Source organism: Microbacterium testaceum (assembly GCF_001476655.1).
GTDB classification, from domain to species: domain Bacteria; phylum Actinomycetota; class Actinomycetes; order Actinomycetales; family Microbacteriaceae; genus Microbacterium; species Microbacterium testaceum_C.
Genome location: NZ_LDRT01000023.1, coordinates 39601 through 59316, shown reverse-complemented (window position 1 = coordinate 59316; position 19716 = coordinate 39601). Strand labels below are relative to the sequence as shown.

Genomic DNA, 19716 nt, shown 5'->3' with positions numbered 1-19716 from the left:
GCTCCCCACCCTGTCGATGCCGATGTCGACGCCTCCCCCGTCACGGTCGGGCGATCGGCATCCCGATCCCGGAGGTCCCGATGCCCCCGTCCCCCGCCGCGCGCATGCACGAGGTCAGCGACGAGACCCGCGGCATCGTCGACATGGTCCTCGAGTACTCCCGGGGTCGACTGACCGCCGAGGACACCCCGCTCGACAAGCCCCTCCCGGCGGCCGAGCTGACCCGACTCGCGGGCCGCACGATCGACGAGAAGGGCATCGGCGCTCGAAGGGCACTCGGCGTCTTCGAGCACGTCCTCGCGCCCGCGTGCATCACGACCGACGATCCCCGCTATCTGTCGTTCATCCCGAGCGCCCCCACCAAGGCCGCGGCGGCATTCGACCTCGTCGTCTCGGCCAGCGCGCTCTACGGTGGCTCGTGGCTCGAGGGCGCGGGAGCCGTGCACGCCGAGAACGAGGTGCTGCGCTGGCTCGCCGCCGAGTTCGGCCTCCCCGCGGGTGCCGGCGGCGTCTTCGTCCAGGGCGGCACGCTCGGCAACCTCTCCGCTCTCGTCGCCGCGCGCGAGGCCGCGCGCGATCGATTCGCGGATGCCGGGAAGCCCCGGCCGGATGCCTGGCGCGTGGTCTGCAGCGTCGAGGCGCACTCCTCGATCGCCTCGGCTGCCCGGGTCATGGATATCGAGATCGTCGGTGTGCCCGTGGGCGACGACGGGGTCCTGCGAGGTGACGCCGTGCGCGCCGCTCTCGACGTACACGGAGACAGCGTGTTCGCCGTCGTCGCCACCGCCGGCTCGACCAACTTCGGCATCGTCGACGACATCGCCGACATCGCCCGCGCCCTCGAGGGCACCGACGCGTGGCTGCACGTCGACGGTGCGTACGGACTCACCGGCATGCTCTCCCCGCGCGCGCGGCACCGCTTCGCGGGTGTCGAGCACGCGGACTCGCTGGTCGTCGACCCCCACAAGTGGCTGTTCGCCCCGTTCGACGCGTGCGCGCTCATCTACCGCGATCCCGAGCTCGGCCGTCGCGCGCACACGCAGCACGCCGAGTACCTCGACACCCTCACCGAGACCAGCGACTGGAGCCCCTCGGACTTCGCGGCCCACCTCACCCGTCGCGCCCGCGGCCTGCCCCTGTGGTTCTCGCTCGCGACCTACGGTGCCGCCGTCTACCGGGAGGCGATCACCGCCTCGATCGAGCTCGCCGAACGCATCGCCGAAGAGATCGACCGGCGCCCCGAGCTCACCCTCGTCCGCCGCCCCCAGCTCGGGGTCGTCGTCTTCGAGCGCGTCGGATGGGCGAAGGCGGACTACGACCGCTGGTCGGCGCAGCTGCTCGACGGCCAGCACGCCTTCGTGACGCCGTCGAGCCACGCGGGGCGCGTCAACGCCCGCTTCGCGATCCTGAACCCCCGGACCACGTTCGACGATCTGACGGTGATCCTCGACACGATGGGGTGACGCGCGCGCGCCTGCCGGTTCGCATGCGCGCCTGCCGGAATCCTCGCCCGGTAGTCGCAGGAACGGTCAGCCGGTGGCGAAGCCGCCGTTGCTCGACAGCAGCTGCCCGGTGATCCATCCGCCCCGTTCCGAGAGCAGGAAGCGCACGAGATCGGCGATGTCGTCGGGGGTTCCGAGGCGCCCGGCGGGGGTGGCATCCCTCGTCCATCGGCGGGTCGCCTCGTCCATCCACCCCGTGTCGATCGGTCCCGGATTGATGACGTTCGAACGGATGCCGCGATCGGCGAGCTCCACGGCGGCGGCGATGACGATGCGATCCAGCGCCCCCTTGCTCGCCCCGTACGGCAGGTTGTGCGCGGTGTGGTCGCTCGTCAGCGCCACGATGCGCCCCGTGGCGTCGGGCGCGCCCGTCGCAGGGAACTGCTCGGCGAATGCGCGGATGAGGAGCCAGGAGGCTCGCGCGTTGACCGCGAAGTGTCGATCGAACGCGTCGACGGAGGTGGTGAGGAGGGAGCTGTCGACGCTTTCGCAGTGCGAGAGCACGAGGGCGTCGATGCGACGATCGATCGCGGCGAAGAGCGCGTCGGGCGTGGCCGGGTCCGCGAGGTCGGTCTCATGGAGCGACACCTCGACGCCCAGTGCCCGGCACTCGTCGGCGATCTCGACGGGGTCGTCGGCACCGCGTTCGAGCCCCACCCGATCGTCGTACGGACGCCAGAACGAGAGAGCGAGATCCCAGCCGTCCGCAGCCAGACCGCGGGCGAGACCCGCGCCGATCGAACGACGCCGGCCGACACCGGTGATCAGGGCGAGGCGGGAGGTCATGCCCCCATCCTGCCGGAATGCGTGACGACGAGCCCGTGCCGGATCACGCCGGGGCGGCGTGCTCCGTCGCCTTCTCGGGAGCGTCGCCCTCGGCGAGGACGACGAGCTCGAGCGCGGCGAGGTACATGTCGAGCTGCTTGGCGAAGACCGCGCGGTAGTTCATCATCGCGAGCTCGGCCTTGGCCGCCTCGGCATGCGGGTACTGGGAGGGGTCCGTCGGCGCGTAGACCTGGATCCACCCGTCGGCGACCTCGCGTGAGCCGGCGTTGACCAACCGCGCGCCATAGGCCGACGCAGCCCCGAGCACCATCTGGGTGTACACCTGGTACTGCATCACCGCGGACCGTCCCCGCAGTCCCGCGACCGCCATCGCCCGCAGGATCCACTCGACCGCCCGAAGCTCGTTGATGCTGTTGGCGACCATGAGCAGCGTCGCCGCGGCGGCGGCCGGGTGCGCTTCAGCGGTGCGCCAGGCGCGCCAGGCCAGGTCCTCGAGGTCGGCGCGCCACTCGTCGGTGGGCTCGTATCCCTCGAGCGAGATCCCGTCGAGACGGTCCGCGAGCGCGAGCAGCAGATCCTCGCGACTGGCGAAGTGGCGATACACCGCCGTGGGCGACGACTTCAGCTCGGCACCGAGGCGAGAGAACGTCAGAGCGGATTCCCCCTCTCCGTCCATGAGGCGCAGAGCGGCATCGACGATCTCGGCACGACTGAGCGATCCGCGCTTGCGGCGCGTCCTCTTCTCTTCGGCCATCCTGCCTCCGATCTCGCCGCGGGCGTCGACGGGTCTCTCGGTCGCCCGAGCTCGTGAAGACAGAAGACTATCCCGTTCACGAACTCTTCCTACCCCGTGATTCCGGGGGATCACCCCACCCTAACCACGCCGTGGGGAGCGTCCGCGTCGGGGTTGTTTCCCCCGAGGGCGGCCTTTGTTACGGGTTAGTGAATGCTGTTGACTACTTCATCCACTATGGACATACTCGGGGTCACCGCGCAACGAAGCGCACCGTTTGACAGCCCGGAGGAACCGATGGCTCCCGCTCCATCCCTGCGTTACTGCTTCACCGTCACCGCTCATGTCGATCCCGGCATCCCTCTCGAAAAGCAGGGTCAGGACGTCCTCGAGTTCATCCCCCTCACCGGCGGATCGGTGACCGGAGACATCACCGGCGAGATCGTGCCCGGGGGCGGCGACTGGTGCCTCGTGCGCGCCGACGGCACCTTCGCCGTCGAGGCCCGCTACCTCATCCGCACCACCGACGGCGACGTCATCGACGTCTACAACGTGGGCGTCGTCCGCGAACCCGAGGGCGGCGATGTGTACTTCGAGACCACGCCGCGCTTCCGCACCGTCGCACCCCACCTGCAGTGGTTGACGAGATCGATGTTCGTCGGCCGCGCACGGGCGAACGAGCACGACACGACCATCGAGATCTTCGAGATCACGACCTGAGCATTCCCACCCGACCCGCGCATCACCCGAGAGGCAGACCATGAAAACCCGTCACGGCGTCATCGCCGCAACCCTCGCTCTGACCGTCGCGTTCGCGACGGCCGGTTGCACGACGACCGGCGGCGACACCGCTGTCGCGTCGACCGACACGATCCGGACCACCATCGACATCCCGGCCACCTTCGACCCGACGCTCGCCACCTCGCTCCCCGACTTCCTGCTGGCGCGCACCTCGTACGACACGCTCGTGCGCCGCGACGCGAGCGGACTCGTCCCGGGCCTCGCGACGAAATGGACGTCGACGCCGACGCAGGCCGTCTTCACGATCCGAACGGATGCCACGTGCTCCGACGGCACGAAGATCACCCCCACGATCGTCAAGAACTCTCTCGACTACTTCGCCCGCCCGAACAGCGGTTCCACGCAGGTCGTCTACACCTTCGGCCCCGGCAACACCCCGACCATCACTGCCGACGACGCCGCGGGCACCGTCACGGTCGACATCGCCAACCCGTGGCCGTACATGGTCGATGCGATGTCGGTCTCCAGCAGCGGCATCATCTGCCCGGCCGGTCTCGCCGACCCCGCCGGTCTCGCCGCCGGCACGGTCAAGGGCAGCGAGTCGGGCCCTTACGCGCTGAAGACGTCCCAGCCCGGGGTGAGCTATGACTACACGCTGCGCGACGACTACTCCGCGTGGCCGACGTGGACGAGCACCGTCACCGGTTCTCCCGCGAAGAACCTCACCTACACGGTGTCGCCGGACTCCACGGCCACGGCGAACCTGATCCTCGGCGGCCAGCTCGACATCGGCAAGATCCAAGCCACCACACGCGACCGCTTCCAGGGCCAGACCGGCTACACCGTCACCGTGAACCCGTTCTCGGACAGCTACCTCATCTTCAACGAGCGCGAAGGCAGCCCCTTCACGGACGAGGCGCTGCGCAAGGGTGTGGTCCAGGCGATCGACCGATCGATGTACGGCAACGTCACCTCGCAGGACACCGGAAAGGTCCTCACGTCCCTCGGTGCCGACAGCGTCTCGTGCGTGAGCGGCTCGAAGATCGAGATCCCCTCCCAGGACGTCGCTGCGGCCACCGCCGCCCTCTCGGGGAAGAGGATCCGCCTCGTGGCTCCGACCATCGTCGGTCCCGCCGGCGCCGGCAACGAGTACATCGCCGAGGCGCTGCGCGCCGCGGGTGCCGAGGTCGACCTCACGAACACCGACGTCGGCAGCTGGATCACCACCGTGGTCGCCAAACCGGGCGACTGGGACCTGACGGTCTTCGCCGACCTGAACTTCCTCGGCTCTCTCGCCAGTCCCCTGCTGAACCTCACGGGCCCCACGATCGACGGGGGCGGCACCAACTACGGCGCCGTCTCGAACCCCGCCGCCGAGGCGACCTTCACGCAGGCCGACAGCGCCGCCGACGAGACCGCTCGCTGCGCCGCCCTCGACGAGACGGTGCAGGCGCTCGTCAGCCGGTCCGACACCCTGCCCCTGCTCAACGACGCGTTCATCTACGCCTCGCGTCCCGGCTTCACCGTGCAGATGCTCGGCGGGGCGCTCGACGACCCCCTGTTCCGTATCGCGAAGTAACCCCGACAGGGATGCCGGGCCGAGCGGTCCGGCATCCCGAAAGGACCCCTGATGATCTCCTCCTCCCTCTCCGCCACCGAACTCGCCCGGCAGATCCGCTCCGGTGAGGTCTCGGCCGTCGAAGCCGCCCAGCACTACCTCGACCGTCTCGATGCGGTGAACCCCGCCGTGAACGCGATCGTCTGGATCGACCGCGACGACGTGCTCCGGCGCGCCAGAGAGTCCGACGACCGGATCCGCCGCGGCGACACGTCCCGCCCCTTCGAAGGCGTTCCGATGCCGATCAAAGACCTGGTCGCCGTGCGCGATCAGCCGCTGACCTACTCGTCGATGGCCGTCGCGGAGCGCCCCGCCGAGGCCAACGAGATCACCGTCGATCTCATCGAAGAGGCCGGCTTCGTGCTGTTCGGCCGTTCCAACAGCCCGGAGTTCGGCGCCCTGACCGCCACCGAGAACGCCCGCCACGGCAAGACCCGCAACCCGTGGAACCTCGACTACACCTCGGGCGGGTCCTCGGGCGGAGCCTCGGCCGCGGTCGCCGCCGACATCGTGCCGATCGCCAACGCGTCCGACGGCGGCGGCTCGATCCGCGTGCCCTCCGCCGCCACCGGCCTCGTGGGCCTCAAGCCCAGCCGCGGTCGCATCCCCAACGACATCCGCTCCTGGGAGCACTCCACCACCGAGGGGGCCATCACCCGCACCATCGAGGACGCCGCCGGTGTTCTCGATGCGCTCGGACGGATCGACCCGCTCGGCTGGTACTCGGCCCCCGCCCCCGCTCGGCCCTATCTCGACGAGATCCGCTCCGCCGGACCCCGGCTGCGGGTCGGCCTGCTGCTCGAGGCGCCCACGGGCGTCGAGGTGCACCCCGAGAACCGCGAGGCCGCTCTCGTCGCCGCGCGGGCGCTGGAAGCGCTCGGTCATCACGTCACCCCGGTCTCGCCGTTCCTCTTCTCGGAGCGCGCGACCCGCGGCTTCGCCGACCTCATCATCAGCGCGTCGACCTGGGCCTCGCCGATCGAGGATGCCGACAAGCTCGAGACCTATATCCGGTACCGCTACGACCGCGCCGCGTCCTTCCACGCCGGCGAGTACGCCGAGATCGCCACCCTTCTGCAGATCGAGACCCGTCAGGTCAACGCGCAGTGGGGCCGCGACTTCGACGTCCTCCTCACCCCGACCACCGCGGTGCCCACCCCGCTCGTCGGCTCGGTCTACGACGAGGCCAACAACGACCCCGCGGGTGAGCGGCTGACCGAGTTCTCGACCATCTCGTTCACGGCGTTCTGCAACATCTCGGGCCTTCCCGCCCTGTCGCTGCCCGTCCACACCGGAGCGAACGGGATGCCGCTGGGGGCGCAGCTGGTGGGGGCGCCCTACGACGAGGCCACCCTCTTACGCCTCGGTGCCGAGCTCGAGCCGGTCTTCGACTGGCAGCACCGTCAGGCTCCGCTCGCTCGCGGTGCCGTTCTCAGCGAGACCACGGCGGACTGATGTCCGGCGTCGATCTCTCGGTGATCGCCGAGGCTCCCGCTCCGCCGGTCCGCCGGCGGGGCGGGGGCAGCGGATGGGGAGCCTTCGCCGTGCGCCGCCTCGGCGGACTCGCCCTGTCGCTCGGACTGCTCGTGCTCCTGACCTTCCTGATCGTCCCCCTCATCCCCGGGGACCCCGCCGTCGCGATCCTCGGGCCCAACGCCTCGGCCGACGCCGTGGCGGCCCTTCGCGAACGCCTCCACCTGAACGACCCGCTCCCCGTGCAGTTCCTGGACTACCTGCACGGACTCGTCACTCTCGACCTGGGCCAGAGCTTCCGGTACGGCACCCCCGTGACCACGACCATCGCCACGAAGCTGCCGTACACGGCCACGACAGCGGTCGGCGCGATCACCGTCGTGATCCTCGTGGCGATCCCGGTCGGCATGACGATCGGCGTGCTGACCCGCGGCGGCCGTCGTCCGTGGCTGGCCGTCGGCTTCGGAACGGTGGCAGGGTTGTTCGCCTCCTTCCCCGCCTACGTCGCCGGCACGCTGCTCGTCGTCGTGTTCGCGATCTGGCTCAAGGTGCTCCCTGCCGGCGGAGCCGCGACCTCGGCCGCGTACATCCTGCCCATCGCCGCTCTCGCGCTCGGGCCGACCTTCGCCGTCGCGCGCGTCGTGGTGCAAGAGACCTACGCGGTCCTGCACCAGGACTACATGCGCACAGCCCGCGGGCGTCGCCTGAGCGCGGCGCGGCTCTACATCCGCCATGCCCTGCCGAACCTCATGGCGAGCACTCTGACCCTCACCGGGCTCATCCTCGCCAGCATGCTGGGCGGCGCGATCGTCATCGAGACGGTGTTCAGCCTCCCCGGCCTCGGCCTCGAAGTCGTGCAGGCGATCATCTTCCGCGACTTCCCCGTCATCCAGGGGATCGTCCTGACGGTCGGCACGCTCGCCATCGTCATCAACCTGCTGATCGACGTGATCCTCGGCCTCATCGATCCGCGCACCCTGGGAGGACCGACGCATGTCTGACCGCCGCCTTCTTCCGGCATCCCTCCTCGCCGGCGTGATCATGCTCGCCGTGCTCGTCGTCATCGCCGTCGTCGCCCCGATCGTCTGGGGCGCGAGCGCCACCACGGTCACCGCCGACACCCGGCTGGCACCCTCGACCGCGCACCTGCTGGGCACCGACGACCTCGGCCGCGACGTCCTCGCGCGCACCCTCGTCGCGACTCGGCTGACCCTGCTCATGGCCGCCGCCGCGACCGCCGGTTCCGTCATCCTCGGCGTGCTGCTCGGCGGACTCATCTGGGTCGGCAGCCGCCGAGTGCGCGACGTGGTGCTCCGCATCGTCGACTCGACGGTCGCGTTCCCTTCGCTGATCCTCGCCCTCGTGATCGCGGCGATCCTCGGCGCGGGTACCGTCCCGGCGATCGTCGCGATCGCGATCGCGGGCGTCCCGAGCTTCGCGCGCATCACCTCGAACATGACCGGCTCCGTCGCCACCCGCGACTTCGTCGGGACCGCGCGGCTCCTCGGCGTGCCGCGTCTGCGCCTGTTCAGCCGTCACCTGTTGCCGAACATCTCGGGGCCCCTCCTCGTCCTCATCGCCTCGAGCTTCGCGCTGACCCTGCTCGACATCTCGAGCCTGTCGTTCGTGGGTCTCGGCGTGCAGAGTCCCGAGTTCGACTGGGGGCGCCTTCTCAACGAGGGCCTCCCCGCCGTGTACTCCCAGCCGATGCAGGTCGTCGGTCCCTCCTTCATGCTCATCTTCACCGGTGTCGCCGCGATGCTCACCGGCGACGGGCTCGCCGTCTGGCTCGACCCGCGCAGCGCGCGGGGCTCGCGGGCCGTGTCCGCACGACGGACCGCCCGCGGGGCCTCGGTGCACACCGATGCCCTCGTCGAGGTGCGCGCCCTGACCGTGACGGCTCCCGGGGGCAAGACGCTCGTCGACGGCATCTCGTTCGAGATCGGCCGGGGCGAGATCCTGGGTCTGGTGGGCGAGTCCGGCTCGGGCAAGTCCATGACGGCGATGTCCCTCGCACGACTGCAGGCCGACGGAGTGCGGGTGGATGCCGAGCTCCTCCGCCTCGGCGACCTCGATCTCCTGTCCGGCGGGCACCGTTCGCGCCTCGCGCGCGAGATCGGTCTCGTGTACCAGGACCCCGGATCGACGTTCAACCCGGCACTACGGATGGGCGCACAGCTCACCGAGGTCGCACGCGTTCACCTCGGCCTCTCCCGGCGCGCCGCGCGCGACACACTGCGCGACCGTCTGGGCGAAATGCGCATCCGCGAGCCGCAGACCGTGATGGGACAACACCCGTTCCAACTCTCCGGCGGCATGCTGCAGCGCGCGACGATCGCCAGCTCCCTGGTGACCGACCCTGCCCTGTTGATCGCCGACGAGCCGACGACGGCGCTCGACGTCACCGTGCAGGCAGACGTCCTGCGTCAGCTGAAGCACCTGAACAGCGATCACGGCACGGCCGTGCTGTTCATCTCGCACGACATCGGCGTGGTCGAGGCCCTGTGCGACCGTGTGCTCGTCATGCGCGGCGGCGACATCGTCGAGCGTCTCACCGCCGAGCAGTTGCGCCGCCGCGAGGTCGAGCACCCGTACACCCGGGCCCTGCTCGCTGCGACCCCCACCCTTCGCACCGTCCCCCGCGCCGCCGAGGAGGCCCATCATGTCTGACACCCCCGTGCTGCGCATCAGCGACCTCGCGGTCGACCTGGGCCACGGCATCCGGAGCACCCGCGTGCTGCACGGCGTCGATCTGCGCGTGGACCGCGGGCGAACGATCGGCATCGTCGGCGAGTCGGGTTCGGGCAAGTCCACGCTCGCGAAGACGATCGTGGGACTCCACCGGGTCGCGGGCGGGTCGGTGATGTTCGAGGGGATCGAGCTCGCGTCCGCGTCCCGCGCGGTTCTCGGGAGCGTGCGTCGGCGGGTGCAGTACATCCCGCAGGATCCTTTCTCGTCCCTCGATCCGCGCCGCACGATCGGACAGACGCTCGCCGAGGCGATCGATCCGCGGGGCGCGAGCCTGCGGCGCCACCGGGCGCGGATCGTCGAGGCCCTGGCATCCGTCTCCCTGGGTCCGGATGCCGTCGACCGCTACCCGCACGAGTTCTCGGGCGGTCAACGCCAGCGCATCGCGATCGCGCGAGCGCTCGTCGTCGATCCCGACGTGATCGTCGCGGACGAGATCACCTCGGCTCTCGACGTGTCGACGCAGGCGGAGATCCTCCGCCTCCTGGGGCGCCTGCGCGACGAGCGCGGGCTGACGATGCTGTTCATCTCGCACAACCTCGCCGTCGTGGAGGAGCTCTGCGACGAGGTGGTCGTGCTGCTGCACGGCCGCATCGTCGAGCAGGGGCCGATCGAGGAGGTCTTCGCCGCCCCTCGTGACGACTACACGCGACGGCTCCTCGAGTCGGTGCCGGGAGGGGCCGCGTTCGACATCTCGGCACCCGTGGTGACGGCGGCGGTGCGGACGGTCGAGGCGGGGCGTCGGCGCTGACCCCTCGAAGTCGGGATTGAATGGAAGCTCCGAGCACGACGGGAGCGCGCACGACCATGATCTACAGAGACCTCCGCGACGATGCCCAGCCCATCTGCCCGTCGTGCGGGATCACGATGCACCCGCTGATCGACGAGGGCATCGAGGCCGACGAGTGCCGCGATTGCGGGTTCCGGATGGCGTGGGCGGACGGGCGGGACGCGGATGCCGAGGAGGACGGCAGCCACGACTGGTGGTGAACCGAACCGGTCACGTCTGCTCGGTGCGGGAACGATCGGTTTCGCACCGCTGAGTGCGGGCGGCGACTGACTACCAGGCGGCTGAAGCCGGCAGCGTCACCTGGTACTTGAAGCCCACATGGGAGTCCACGAACCCCAGCCGGCGGTAGAACCGGTGCGCATCCTCGCGGGCGGCATCGGAGGTCAGCTGTACCAGCGCCGCCTCGAGATCGATTGCGGCCCGTTCCACAACCCATCGCATCAGCGCGCTCCCGATACCCGAAGAGCGCGCCGCGCTCGCGACCCGCACAGCCTCGACGAGGAGCCTGGTGCTCCCCCGACGAGCCATCCCCGGAATGATCGTGAGTTGCAGGGTGCCCACGATGGCTTCGTCGCGGTTCACCACCAGAAGTTCGTTGCCGGGATCGTGGATGATGCGAGTGAGCGCTGCCGCGTACGCGGGTCGATCTTCGTCGTTCGCGACGTCCCCGCGGCCGGAACTGATCGGGTCATCGGAGAGCAGCTCGATGATCGCTTGCAGGTCGTCAAGCGTCGCCCGACGGACGAGCACGTCCGCGTCGCGGGTTTTGAGGGAAGAGGGAAGATTCAGACGGTCGATCACACCCCATTCTCTCGACCGGGGACCGGTTCTGTGACCGCGGCCCGGGGTGCACCTAGGACGACGTGTTTCGGCGGGGTGATCCTCGGCCGGTGCGAGGTGCGACTACTGTCTGCCGCTATTTGCAAGCGAACCTGGCTGCTCTCCGGGGCGCATCCCGCCGCGAGAAGTAGCCACCTCCGGCGCGAACTGCAAGGCACTTGTGACGAGATGGCAGCACAGCCGCGCGGGATAACCGCTGGCCAAGGGCCGATTCTCGGCTCCCTGAGAACTACCGCAAAATGCCGACGCTTCACATCCGGCCGAGCGTGTACGAACATGGCCGACGATTCGACAGAGGCTGAAGCGGGAGGGTGAGATGAACACGTGCAGAAGGTTGAGCCTTCTCGGAGCCCTCCCGCTCGCGACCGTACTGGGCGCGTGCGCACCGCAGGCCGCGAGCCCATCCCCGATGCCTGCGACCGCGACATCGACGGCCCCCGTCGGCACCACCCCTGACGCACAACGCTTCGCCAGCCAAGGCGAGAAGGTCATGGCGCAGTATCCCCATGCCGTCCCCGCTGGCGACTTCTCCGGGGACACGGATGAATCCATCACGCTGCCGGCCGCCGATCTCAGCGCCCCCGTCGAAGTGGTGCTTCTCCTGACCTGCACCGGCACCGACACCTACTCGATCACCGTCGAACAAGCGCACCCGAACACCATCGGCGCCACGTGCGGCACCGCGGGCACGTCCATCGCTGCCGTGCCACTCGACGACCCGTCAGAGCCGACGACACTGCAAATCGACGTCCCGGACGGAAGCGACTACTGGCTCACCACCTACTACACACGAAAGGACGGGTGAGAGATGAACAAGACAGGTCAACGATGGACGAAGGTGGCCGCGACCACGGTCGCTGCGGTGGCGATGACGGGGCTGGGTGTCAGCTCGGCCAACGCTTCTGAGTGCTCAGGAGGCGGGCCCGACATCGCCGTGTCCGACGTGGCAACGACATATGTGCCCGGAACCTTTCGCGCCTACGGGGACGGAGGAGCGACGCTGACCATCTCGGCTGGGCAAACCAGCGAAGTGCACTCCGATGTCTCCACCTCCGGCAGTGTGAGCGTCGGCTCCGTCATCGCGCAGGCATCGGTAACCGCCGGCGTGACCCTCGGCGAGTCCTACTCCGTGACCCAGTCGGCATCGGGCAGCTACACCGTGCCGGACGGCCTCACGGGACAGTACATCGAGCTGGGTGCCGCCGGCCGTTCCTTCAGTTGGTCCGCAACGACCTACAACTCCGGCTGCGTGGTCACCGACCAACAATCCGGGTCCAGCGTCGCGCCGACGGACAGCCCGTACTTCTTCAAGAGTTGGTAGTCGCCAGGCGTCAGGATCACTTCAGGGTTGCCGGGGAGCGCCGACTCCCCGGCAACCGCCGGGTCGAAGCTGCGCTGACCCGACGCCATCGATCATCCACGCGCGTGAGATGACGACACGGATCCAATGACCGGGAGCGCTTCGAGTCCCGCGATGCCCGGAGAGTCACGGGGACAGATGCGGCGATGGGGTCTGCCCCGATTTTGGTTGGCACCTGAACTGTGAGGATTGTCCTCGCTGGAAGGATGTTCCTGTCGCAAGCCCTATCCCCGAGAGTACGAGGTGCTGCGGCGGGCGGCGACGTATCTGTCGCAGGCGAACCTGCCGGGAAACTCGTCTCCCGCTCGTCCAAGAGATGGCTGCGGCCGGCGCTCCCGTCAGGGCTCCGGTCGCGGTGGCGTTGCGGGTCCTCGGCCTGTCCGGGCAGGCGTACTACCCGTGGCTCAAAGACCCGGTCTCCCCGCGGGACGGGGACGATGCGGACGTGACCGACGTGCTCTACGACCTTCATGCGGATGACGGGACTCTCGGGTACATCTGGGCGGTCAAGGACGTCTGGTCGAACAAGATCGTCGGCTACTCCATCGACATCCGCATGAAGTCATCTCTTGCGCGGGCGGCGATGCGGAACGCGATCGCGTTGCGTTCACCTCACGGCACGATCTGCCACTCGGACAGAGACGGTCAGCTCCGCGCGGAGCGCACCCAGAACCTGCTCCGCAACAACGGCCTCATCGGGTCCACGGGTAGGTCTTAGGGCCGGGGACAACGCGAGCATGGACAGCTTTTTCAGCCTGCTCCACAAGAACGTGCTGAACACCCGACGTTGGGATAGTCGCGAGGCACTCCGCCTCGCGATGGTCATCTGGATCGAGACGACGTACAACCGTCGACGCCGTCAGCGCGGCCCCGGCAGACTCACCCCCATCGAGTTTGAGATGACCTACACGGACGCGAAGCAGCCTGATCAACCCAAACCCCGACTGTCAACAAGACTAGGCCGTGTTGCCAAAGTGCGTGGCGCGATCGAGATGGCAGGTTGACCCAGCCGCAAGATATGCGCATACTTATGCACATGGCTACTCGGAACGTGTATGTGTCCGCTGACGATACGGCGCTATTCGACCGGGCGGCGGAACTTGCCGGGGGGCTCTCTGCTGCCGTGGCCTCAGGTCTGCGGTTGTTTGTCGCAGCACGAGAGAAGGAGGGAGGAGCGGAGAAGATGGGCGAAGTCGAAGTCGAAGTCAGCGATGGCCCGGTGATCACAGTGAAGCGGTTTACGGGGCGTCAGCTCTTGCGGTTCGAGAGCCAAGACGGTTCGCGCTCCATCACATATCGCGTGTATGCGACCTCCGGCGGACAGATCGCGGTCTACCAGCGCGAAGATCCGAACTGGCGACTCTTCGTCTCACCACACGAAGACGCCCCCGCATGGAACAACCCAAGGACGTGGTCGGAAGACTGGTGGCGGTCAGGCCAACGATCTCTGTCGGTCTTCCCCGATGCGGCGGCGATGGCGAACGAGTTTCCGCCGGAGCTGGTCCAGGCCACGATGACAGCGCTTACGGGCCCCGACATCGAGGACCTCGACATCTGACGGTCCGACCTCGCGCTCGTCAGGTCGTGAGCGTCCCCACCCAGTGGAGGGGTGCGGCGAGGCAGAGGCCGGCGTGGTAGTTGCGGGCGGTCTTGTCTGAGCGCATCGCGCGTTCACTTCCATTACCTCAAAGGCACGATCTACTGCACCCGCGGTCACGAACAGGGTCGAGAGCCGACTGGTCTACAGCCAGAGCACCGGCAACGGCGGAACCTACGAGTACTTCAGTTGCTCCGCCAAGCTCAAAGGTCAGTGCGACATGCATGGCATCCGTGCCGAAGAACTCGAAGACGCTGTCGCCACGCAGGTCGCCGTCGAAGGAGTGCCTCCCACGGCGCTCGACTGGATCAACGCGGGCATCAGCGCCGCGATGGACGACCTCCAAGCCATCGACCGGCAAGCGAAGGACGCACTCGCGCGGCAACTGGCCAAGCTCACCCAACAGGAAGCGCGCCTCGTCGACGCCCTCGCGGACGGCGACCTCCCCGTCCTCCAGCTTCGCGAGAAGCTGCAACAGCTCATGCTTCAAAAAGAAGCCGTCGAAGAACGGCTGACGCTGAGCGACCAGAGCCTCCGCGTCGGCGCAGAGCGCGTGCGTGCCGCGATCGACCCGCTCCGTGATCCCGGAGCAATCTACCGGGGACTGCCTGAATCGGCTCGACGAGAACTGCTCCACGCTCTCTTCAGCCGTGTGTATGCCGAGATCACCGAGACCGACGTGTCACTGCACGGCGAGCGCACGGCCGGCAACGAAGCCATCCAGCGCCTCGCACGCCACGCTAACGAGCCAGAGGCGCTCGGTGAGGCATCAATCAAAAAGATCCCCGGCCTATCCGCCGAGTCTCGATGAGGGCAACCATGGCCATTATTTTCAGGTCAATGGTTCTAATAAGACCGACTTGGTAGAGCCAGTACACCACTACTCGAATAAATCGGTGCTCCTGCCACCACCCCTGGTGGAACTGCAGAAATTGGCTGATCTGAAACCGAATTTTGCCGCCTCCGCTGCGCCGGTCGAGCAGGTTAGTCGATCGCTTCGTCGGCGTCTCGAACCGGCCCTGGTCAAGCAAATCGCCAGCGAGTACGAGGCGGGCGCAACGACCCCGAGTCTCTGCGAGACCTACGGACTCTCCAAGACCGGCATCCTCCGCTTGCTTCGAGACGAAGGGGTAGAGCTGCGCCGCCGGCCGCTCACAAGCGACCAGGTTGAACTCGCGAAGAAGATGTACGAGCACGGCCATCCGATCGCTGCCATCGCAACCCGTCTCGACACCAGCTACAACAACGTCCGACAGCGACTCATCAAGGAGGGAGTCCAGTTGCGCCCTCGCGGCAGTAGTTACGACTGAGAGATTGCGTCGCTCGGGCGGTCGAAGCCTGACCTGAGGCAGATAACCCTCGCCCGTCCCACAGCGAGCGTCTAGGCAAGGCTGGAGATGAGGTTTTGCACGCGCTCTTTGATGTCGTCGCGGACTTCGCGCACGACTTCGACGGGCTGGCCCGCGGGGTCGGTGATTTCCCAGTCCTCGTAGCGTTTGCCCGGGAAGATCGGGCAGGCGTCGCCGCATCCCATCGTGATGACGACATCGGCTTCGCGCACGGCATCCGTAGTGAGGGTTTGCGGTGTCGCGGCCGACAGGTCGATCCCTTCTTCGGCCATCACAGCGACGGCGGCCGGGTTGACCGTGTTGCCAGGCTGGCTGCCGGCGGAGAATACGTCGATGCGGTCACCTGCGAGCGCGCGGAGGTAGCCAGCTGCCATCTGGGAGCGGCCGGCGTTGTGCACGCACACGAAGAGGACAGCGGGCTTGGACTTGTCGGTCATGCTGCGATTTTGTCACCGACGCCGCGGGTCCAAAATTTCTCGATCTCCCGCGAAGGGAAGCGAGCGATGTCGGACATATGAGGGATCGTGGTGACTATGAGCTGACCCAGGATCGCGAGGATTGCCATGGCCGGTATTGACGAGCTCGGAGAGCATCCGTCGCCCAATGGTGATTCCTCCTTCCAGGACTGGGCAGCACAGCAGGCCATCGCGGCCGACAGAGAACGGGACCGGTCGGAAGAGCGGGTGGACCGCCTCGCTGGTGACCGCGACCTGGCGGCAGCTCTGCGAGCCGACGGATTTCAGGGCCGCAACTACGACTTCTTCGCGACGGAGATTGCGAAGTACGGGTGGGCGGTCATCCGCGGCTGGATCTACAAGGGCCAGATCCGGGGAGAGGTCGCGCGCAAGGGTTTCGGCGCTCTCGATCCCGAACCTCGACCGGGCGCGATGATCGAAGACGCGGAGGGGCTGGCTGACGAGACGGTCGTGCTGGCATTGTCCGCGTTCAGAGACAAGGTTCTGGTCCCCGGGAAGTGGGACCCCTCGAAAGGCGCTTCTCTCCGGACGTTCTTCGTGGGCCAGTGCCTGTTGCAGTTCAGCAACGTCTATAAGCGGTGGCGGCGTGAGGAGCTGCGCTCGTACGCGGAGCCGCAGGCACCACCGGCGACAGCGGAGTGGGCAGATGAATTCGAGGAAGGTCCCTCGACCCCTCTCGCGCCGGATGCCAGCGAGACGGCGCAGATCAAGGATGAGCTGCGCCGCGCCTTCGGAAAGATCACCGACGAACGCGTCCGGTCAGCGTTCTACCTGAGCGTCACGCACGGCTTTACCCACGCCCAGATCGGGGAGAAGCTGGGGATGACCGCGAAGGCGGTCGAGTCCGCGATTGCACGAGCCCGTCAGCAAGTACGAGAGAACCTGGAGTCGGCATGAGCGATCAATTTCGGAGCAAGCTGGAGCGTTCGTCCTTCGGGACTCAGGGCGCCAAGGCTGCGCGACGATCCGTGTCCGCCAGCAAAGCGCAGTCGCTCGTGACGCGATCGGCGGCGAGCAGCACCTCGCAGAAAAATGTGCGCGGCCGCGAGGGGAAGTGAGCGCGGACGTACATATACCGAGGTGTCGGGATCACAACAGAAAAGAGCCGCCCCGCGGGAACGGGACGGCTCACAAGCCCTGAGAAGGTCAGGTCTCATCCAGAGCACTGACTGTACCGGAGTTGGCAGCCGCAGACGAGCGGCGCTCCGCCCCATGGCACCCGGCGCAACCAGATAGGAGTTCCGATGGGAACTGTACGTCGCTCTGCATCCACCGGTCGTTTCGTCAGCAAGGCCGCAGCCAACCGCTGGCCCGGAAAGACCACCACCGAACGTGTCGGCTCCGGCACGGGCAACTCGACGACGGTGCACCGCTCCGCCTCGACGGGCCGGTTCGTCACCGAGTCCACCGCCAACCGCAACCCCGGCGGCACGATCAGCCAGCGCGTCTGATCTAACCCGAGAGGGCCTGCACGATTGCCGTGCAGGCCCTCTTTGCGTCGATGGGCTCTCTCAAAATCAGACGCCGACAGCAACGGAGCGAGCCTCCCGCTCCCACGCTTGGGTAGCCACCTGCACCGCGTCCCACGGGGAGCCGAGTGGGGGCGTGTACGAGAGGTCAAGGTCGCTCATGGCGGCAACGGTCATGCCGTGGTGCAAGGCGGTGGCGTAGGTGTCGACGCGCTTGGAGATTTCGGCGCCGCGGGTGCCGACGAGCTGGGTGCCGAGGAGACGACCGTCGCGGGCGTCTCCGGTGATGCGGATGCTGATGGGAGTAGCTCCGGGGTAGTAGCGCTTGTGGTCGTCGGCGATCGCGGTATGACTGTGCGGGGTGAACGCGGCCGCGACGGCTTCGTGGTCACGAAGGCCTGTGCGCGCAGCCACGAGATCGAAGACTTTCACGACCTGGGTACCGAGGCTGCCGGCGAATCTGGCGTTACCGCCGATGGCGTTCTCTCCGGCGACGCGGCCCTGCTTGTGTGAAGTGGTGCCAAGCGGGAGGTAGGTGACGCCGAGGAGGCGGTGGTGGGTCACCACACCGTCACCGGCTGCCCAGACGTTCGGCAGGCCGGTGCGCATGTGCTCGTCGACGACGACGGCTCCCCCGGCGCCGGTCCTTGCGCCGGCGGCGGTGAGCAGGCTGGTGTTGGGGCGCACGCCCACAACGACGAGCACGAGGTCGGCGCTGCGGGAGAAAGCGTCACCGTCGCGGGTGCCGGTCACGGTGAGCTGGCCCGCGTCGCGGGTGACGGCTTGGATGCGCGTTCCGGTGAGCACGTCCACGCCGTGGCGGGTGAGTTCGTCTCGAACGAGGGAGCCGAGTTCAGGGTCGAGGGTGGAGAGCACTTCGGACCCGCGTTGCAGTTGCGTGACGTGCAGGCCGCGGACGGTGAGGGCTTCGGCCATTTCGAGGCCGACGTAGCCTGCGCCGACGATGATTGCGGTTTCGGGCTGGCGCTCGTCGAGGTAGCGCTCCAGCGCGAAGGTATCGCCCATCGAGTGCAGCAGGTGCACGCCGTCGTCGGGGCCGAGCTGGTCCAGGCCGACGATGCCGGCAGTGGACGGGGATGCTCCGGTGCCGACCATCAGGGCGTCGTAGGCGATCGTCGATTCGGTGCCGGTGGCGTCGCGGACGGTGAGCGCGCGACCGTCGACGTCGATGCCGGTGGCGAGGGTGTCCAGGCGCAGGTTCATGCCGGTGGCTTCCAGGTCGGCGTGGGTGCGGTGGGCCAGGGACTGCCAGGGCCGCACTTCGCGGGAGAAGTAGTACGGGATGCCGCAGATGGAGAAGTTCGGATAAGAGTCGGCCACGACGACGGTGACGTCGACGGAGGGGTCGAGCTCGCGGGCGCGCAGGGCAGTGGAGATGCCGGCGTCGCTTCCGCCGATCGCTACAAGGTGCATGGGAGTGTCTCTCAGGAGGTGGTTTCGGGTTGCTTGGGGACCACGACGTCGCCTGCGGTGCGGGCGGCGGTGGGGTAGAAGACGAGCAGCAGTGCGAGCCCGAGGGCGGCGCCGACGAGCTGGGCGAGGATGAATGGGGCCACGGAGGCGGGGGCGATGCCGGCGAACGTGTCCGTGAACATGCGGGCGATGGTCACGGCGGGGTTGGCGAACGATGTGGAGCTGGTGAACCAGTACGCGGCACCGATGTAGGCACCGACCGCGGCCGCGGTCACCGAGCCTTTCCCTGTGCGGGCGAGCGCGAAGATCAGCAGCACGAGCCCGGCGGTGGCGACCATTTCCCCGACCAGGTGCCCGACGGTCGCGCGGACGTTGCCGGACAGCGCGGGCGCGGTGTCGAACATCACCCCGGCGAGGAGGGTACCGGCGATGCCGCCGAGAACCTGCGCCGCCAGGTACGGGGCGAGGTCGCGCAGCGGCAAGCCCGTCTTCTCGCGGCGCCCGAGGAGCCAGTCCGCGAGCGACACCACGGGGTTGAAGTGTGCCCCCGATACGGGCCCGAGAATGAGGATCAACACCGTCAGGCCGAGCGCCGTGGTGAGGCTGTTCTCGAGAAGCTGCAACCCCACATCATTCGGGGAGAGCTCCTGCGCGGCGATCCCTGACCCGACGACGACAGTGACGAGCAGCCCTGTTCCGACGAACTCGGCAGCGGCCCGGCGCAGCACGTGCGGCCGCGTCGCGGACGGGTGAGAGAGGGCAGTGGTTCTCATGTCGGCTCATCTTGACCCGAGCAAGGT

The 19716-nt window shown here is 68.1% G+C and carries 23 protein-coding genes; 17 read left to right on the top strand and 6 right to left on the bottom strand.

The features are described 5' to 3' along the window. Positions 1 to 80 precede the first annotated feature (80 nt). Positions 81 to 1463 carry a pyridoxal phosphate-dependent decarboxylase family protein gene (locus NS220_RS04715; protein ID WP_058622932.1) on the top strand — a complete coding sequence of 461 codons (1383 nt, stop codon included), beginning with the start codon at positions 81 to 83 and terminating at the stop codon, positions 1461 to 1463. Between the two features lie 66 nt (positions 1464 to 1529). Here the strand turns inward: NS220_RS04715 and NS220_RS04710 are convergent, their stop codons facing one another. Continuing rightward, a complete protein-coding gene (locus tag NS220_RS04710) occupies positions 1530 to 2288 on the bottom strand; it encodes an SDR family oxidoreductase (RefSeq protein WP_058622931.1) in 759 nt (252 codons plus the stop codon). 43 nt (positions 2289 to 2331) lie between these two features. Next, positions 2332 to 3042, bottom strand: coding sequence for a TetR family transcriptional regulator (locus NS220_RS04705; RefSeq protein WP_058622930.1), 711 nt, complete (start codon positions 3040 to 3042; stop codon positions 2332 to 2334). Between the two features lie 276 nt (positions 3043 to 3318). On the opposite strand from NS220_RS04705, the gene NS220_RS04700 reads away from it, so the two are divergent. The 7 genes from NS220_RS04700 to NS220_RS04670 are packed head-to-tail and all read left to right on the top strand — an operon-like array spanning position 3319 to position 10591. Beyond that, entirely contained in the window at positions 3319 to 3741 is a 423-nt protein-coding gene (locus NS220_RS04700) for a DUF3237 domain-containing protein (RefSeq protein WP_058622929.1), read from the top strand. A 40-nt stretch (positions 3742 to 3781) separates the two neighbouring features. Next, complete coding sequence (locus tag NS220_RS04695; protein WP_058622928.1) at positions 3782 to 5341, top strand: ABC transporter substrate-binding protein; 1560 nt, start codon at positions 3782 to 3784, stop codon at positions 5339 to 5341. 51 nt (positions 5342 to 5392) lie between these two features. Beyond that, on the top strand, positions 5393 to 6835 hold the full coding sequence (locus NS220_RS04690) for an amidase (RefSeq protein WP_058622927.1): 1443 nt from the start codon (positions 5393 to 5395) through the stop codon (positions 6833 to 6835). After that, positions 6835 to 7854 carry an ABC transporter permease gene (locus tag NS220_RS04685; RefSeq protein ID WP_058622926.1) on the top strand — a complete coding sequence of 340 codons (1020 nt, stop codon included), beginning with the start codon at positions 6835 to 6837 and terminating at the stop codon, positions 7852 to 7854. The genes NS220_RS04690 and NS220_RS04685 overlap by 1 nt, the downstream gene beginning before the upstream one ends. After that, positions 7847 to 9523, top strand: a complete 1677-nt coding sequence (locus tag NS220_RS04680; RefSeq protein WP_058622925.1) for a dipeptide/oligopeptide/nickel ABC transporter permease/ATP-binding protein — start codon at positions 7847 to 7849, stop codon at positions 9521 to 9523. Before NS220_RS04685 ends, NS220_RS04680 begins: the two co-directional genes overlap by 8 nt. Next, positions 9516 to 10352: an ABC transporter ATP-binding protein gene (locus tag NS220_RS04675; protein ID WP_058622924.1), complete on the top strand. Its 837-nt coding sequence runs from the start codon at positions 9516 to 9518 to the stop codon at positions 10350 to 10352. Before NS220_RS04680 ends, NS220_RS04675 begins: the two co-directional genes overlap by 8 nt. A 56-nt stretch (positions 10353 to 10408) precedes the next feature. Further along, entirely contained in the window at positions 10409 to 10591 is a 183-nt protein-coding gene (locus tag NS220_RS04670; RefSeq protein WP_193755274.1) for a zf-TFIIB domain-containing protein, read from the top strand. A gap of 70 nt (positions 10592 to 10661) precedes the next feature. On the opposite strand, the gene NS220_RS04665 is transcribed toward NS220_RS04670, so the two are convergent. Then, on the bottom strand, positions 10662 to 11192 hold the full coding sequence (locus NS220_RS04665) for a GNAT family N-acetyltransferase (protein WP_058622922.1): 531 nt from the start codon (positions 11190 to 11192) through the stop codon (positions 10662 to 10664). A gap of 448 nt (positions 11193 to 11640) precedes the next feature. On the opposite strand from NS220_RS04665, the gene NS220_RS04660 reads away from it, so the two are divergent. The 7 genes from NS220_RS04660 to NS220_RS04635 all read left to right on the top strand — a co-directional run bounded on the left by NS220_RS04660 (position 11641) and on the right by NS220_RS04635 (position 15498). After that, positions 11641 to 12036, top strand: coding sequence for a hypothetical protein (locus NS220_RS04660; protein WP_153004154.1), 396 nt, complete (start codon positions 11641 to 11643; stop codon positions 12034 to 12036). Positions 12037 to 12039: 3 nt separating this feature from the next. Further along, positions 12040 to 12552, top strand: coding sequence for a hypothetical protein (locus NS220_RS04655; protein WP_153004153.1), 513 nt, complete (start codon positions 12040 to 12042; stop codon positions 12550 to 12552). A 355-nt stretch (positions 12553 to 12907) separates the two neighbouring features. After that, positions 12908 to 13309 carry an integrase catalytic domain-containing protein gene (locus NS220_RS04650; protein ID WP_081322986.1) on the top strand — a complete coding sequence of 134 codons (402 nt, stop codon included), beginning with the start codon at positions 12908 to 12910 and terminating at the stop codon, positions 13307 to 13309. Positions 13310 to 13328: 19 nt separating this feature from the next. Continuing rightward, positions 13329 to 13595, top strand: coding sequence for an IS3 family transposase (locus NS220_RS19610; RefSeq protein WP_153004152.1), 267 nt, complete (start codon positions 13329 to 13331; stop codon positions 13593 to 13595). 32 nt (positions 13596 to 13627) lie between these two features. After that, complete coding sequence (locus NS220_RS04645; RefSeq protein WP_058622941.1) at positions 13628 to 14149, top strand: EXLDI protein; 522 nt, start codon at positions 13628 to 13630, stop codon at positions 14147 to 14149. A 121-nt stretch (positions 14150 to 14270) separates the two neighbouring features. Continuing rightward, positions 14271 to 14999 carry a recombinase zinc beta ribbon domain-containing protein gene (locus tag NS220_RS04640; RefSeq protein ID WP_081322985.1) on the top strand — a complete coding sequence of 243 codons (729 nt, stop codon included), beginning with the start codon at positions 14271 to 14273 and terminating at the stop codon, positions 14997 to 14999. An 85-nt stretch (positions 15000 to 15084) separates the two neighbouring features. Continuing rightward, positions 15085 to 15498: a helix-turn-helix domain-containing protein gene (locus NS220_RS04635; protein WP_153004151.1), complete on the top strand. Its 414-nt coding sequence runs from the start codon at positions 15085 to 15087 to the stop codon at positions 15496 to 15498. Between the two features lie 71 nt (positions 15499 to 15569). Here the strand turns inward: NS220_RS04635 and NS220_RS04630 are convergent, their stop codons facing one another. Next, the gene (locus NS220_RS04630; RefSeq protein ID WP_058622917.1) at positions 15570 to 15974 is read right to left on the bottom strand and encodes an arsenate reductase ArsC; all 405 of its coding nucleotides are present in this window, start codon (positions 15972 to 15974) and stop codon (positions 15570 to 15572) included. A 126-nt stretch (positions 15975 to 16100) separates the two neighbouring features. Here NS220_RS04630 and NS220_RS04625 point away from each other — a divergent pair, with 126 nt between their 5' ends. Together NS220_RS04625 and NS220_RS04620 are read left to right on the top strand one after the other, a co-directional pair. Next, on the top strand, positions 16101 to 16910 hold the full coding sequence (locus tag NS220_RS04625) for an RNA polymerase sigma factor (protein WP_058622916.1): 810 nt from the start codon (positions 16101 to 16103) through the stop codon (positions 16908 to 16910). Positions 16911 to 17257: 347 nt separating this feature from the next. Next, entirely contained in the window at positions 17258 to 17464 is a 207-nt protein-coding gene (locus NS220_RS04620) for a hypothetical protein (protein WP_058622915.1), read from the top strand. A 66-nt stretch (positions 17465 to 17530) separates the two neighbouring features. Here the strand turns inward: NS220_RS04620 and NS220_RS04615 are convergent, their stop codons facing one another. Both NS220_RS04615 and NS220_RS04610 read right to left on the bottom strand, forming a co-directional pair. Continuing rightward, a complete protein-coding gene (locus NS220_RS04615) occupies positions 17531 to 18916 on the bottom strand; it encodes an FAD-dependent oxidoreductase (protein ID WP_058622914.1) in 1386 nt (461 codons plus the stop codon). An 11-nt stretch (positions 18917 to 18927) separates the two neighbouring features. After that, positions 18928 to 19689: an aquaporin gene (locus NS220_RS04610; protein WP_058622913.1), complete on the bottom strand. Its 762-nt coding sequence runs from the start codon at positions 19687 to 19689 to the stop codon at positions 18928 to 18930. Positions 19690 to 19716 lie beyond the last annotated feature (27 nt).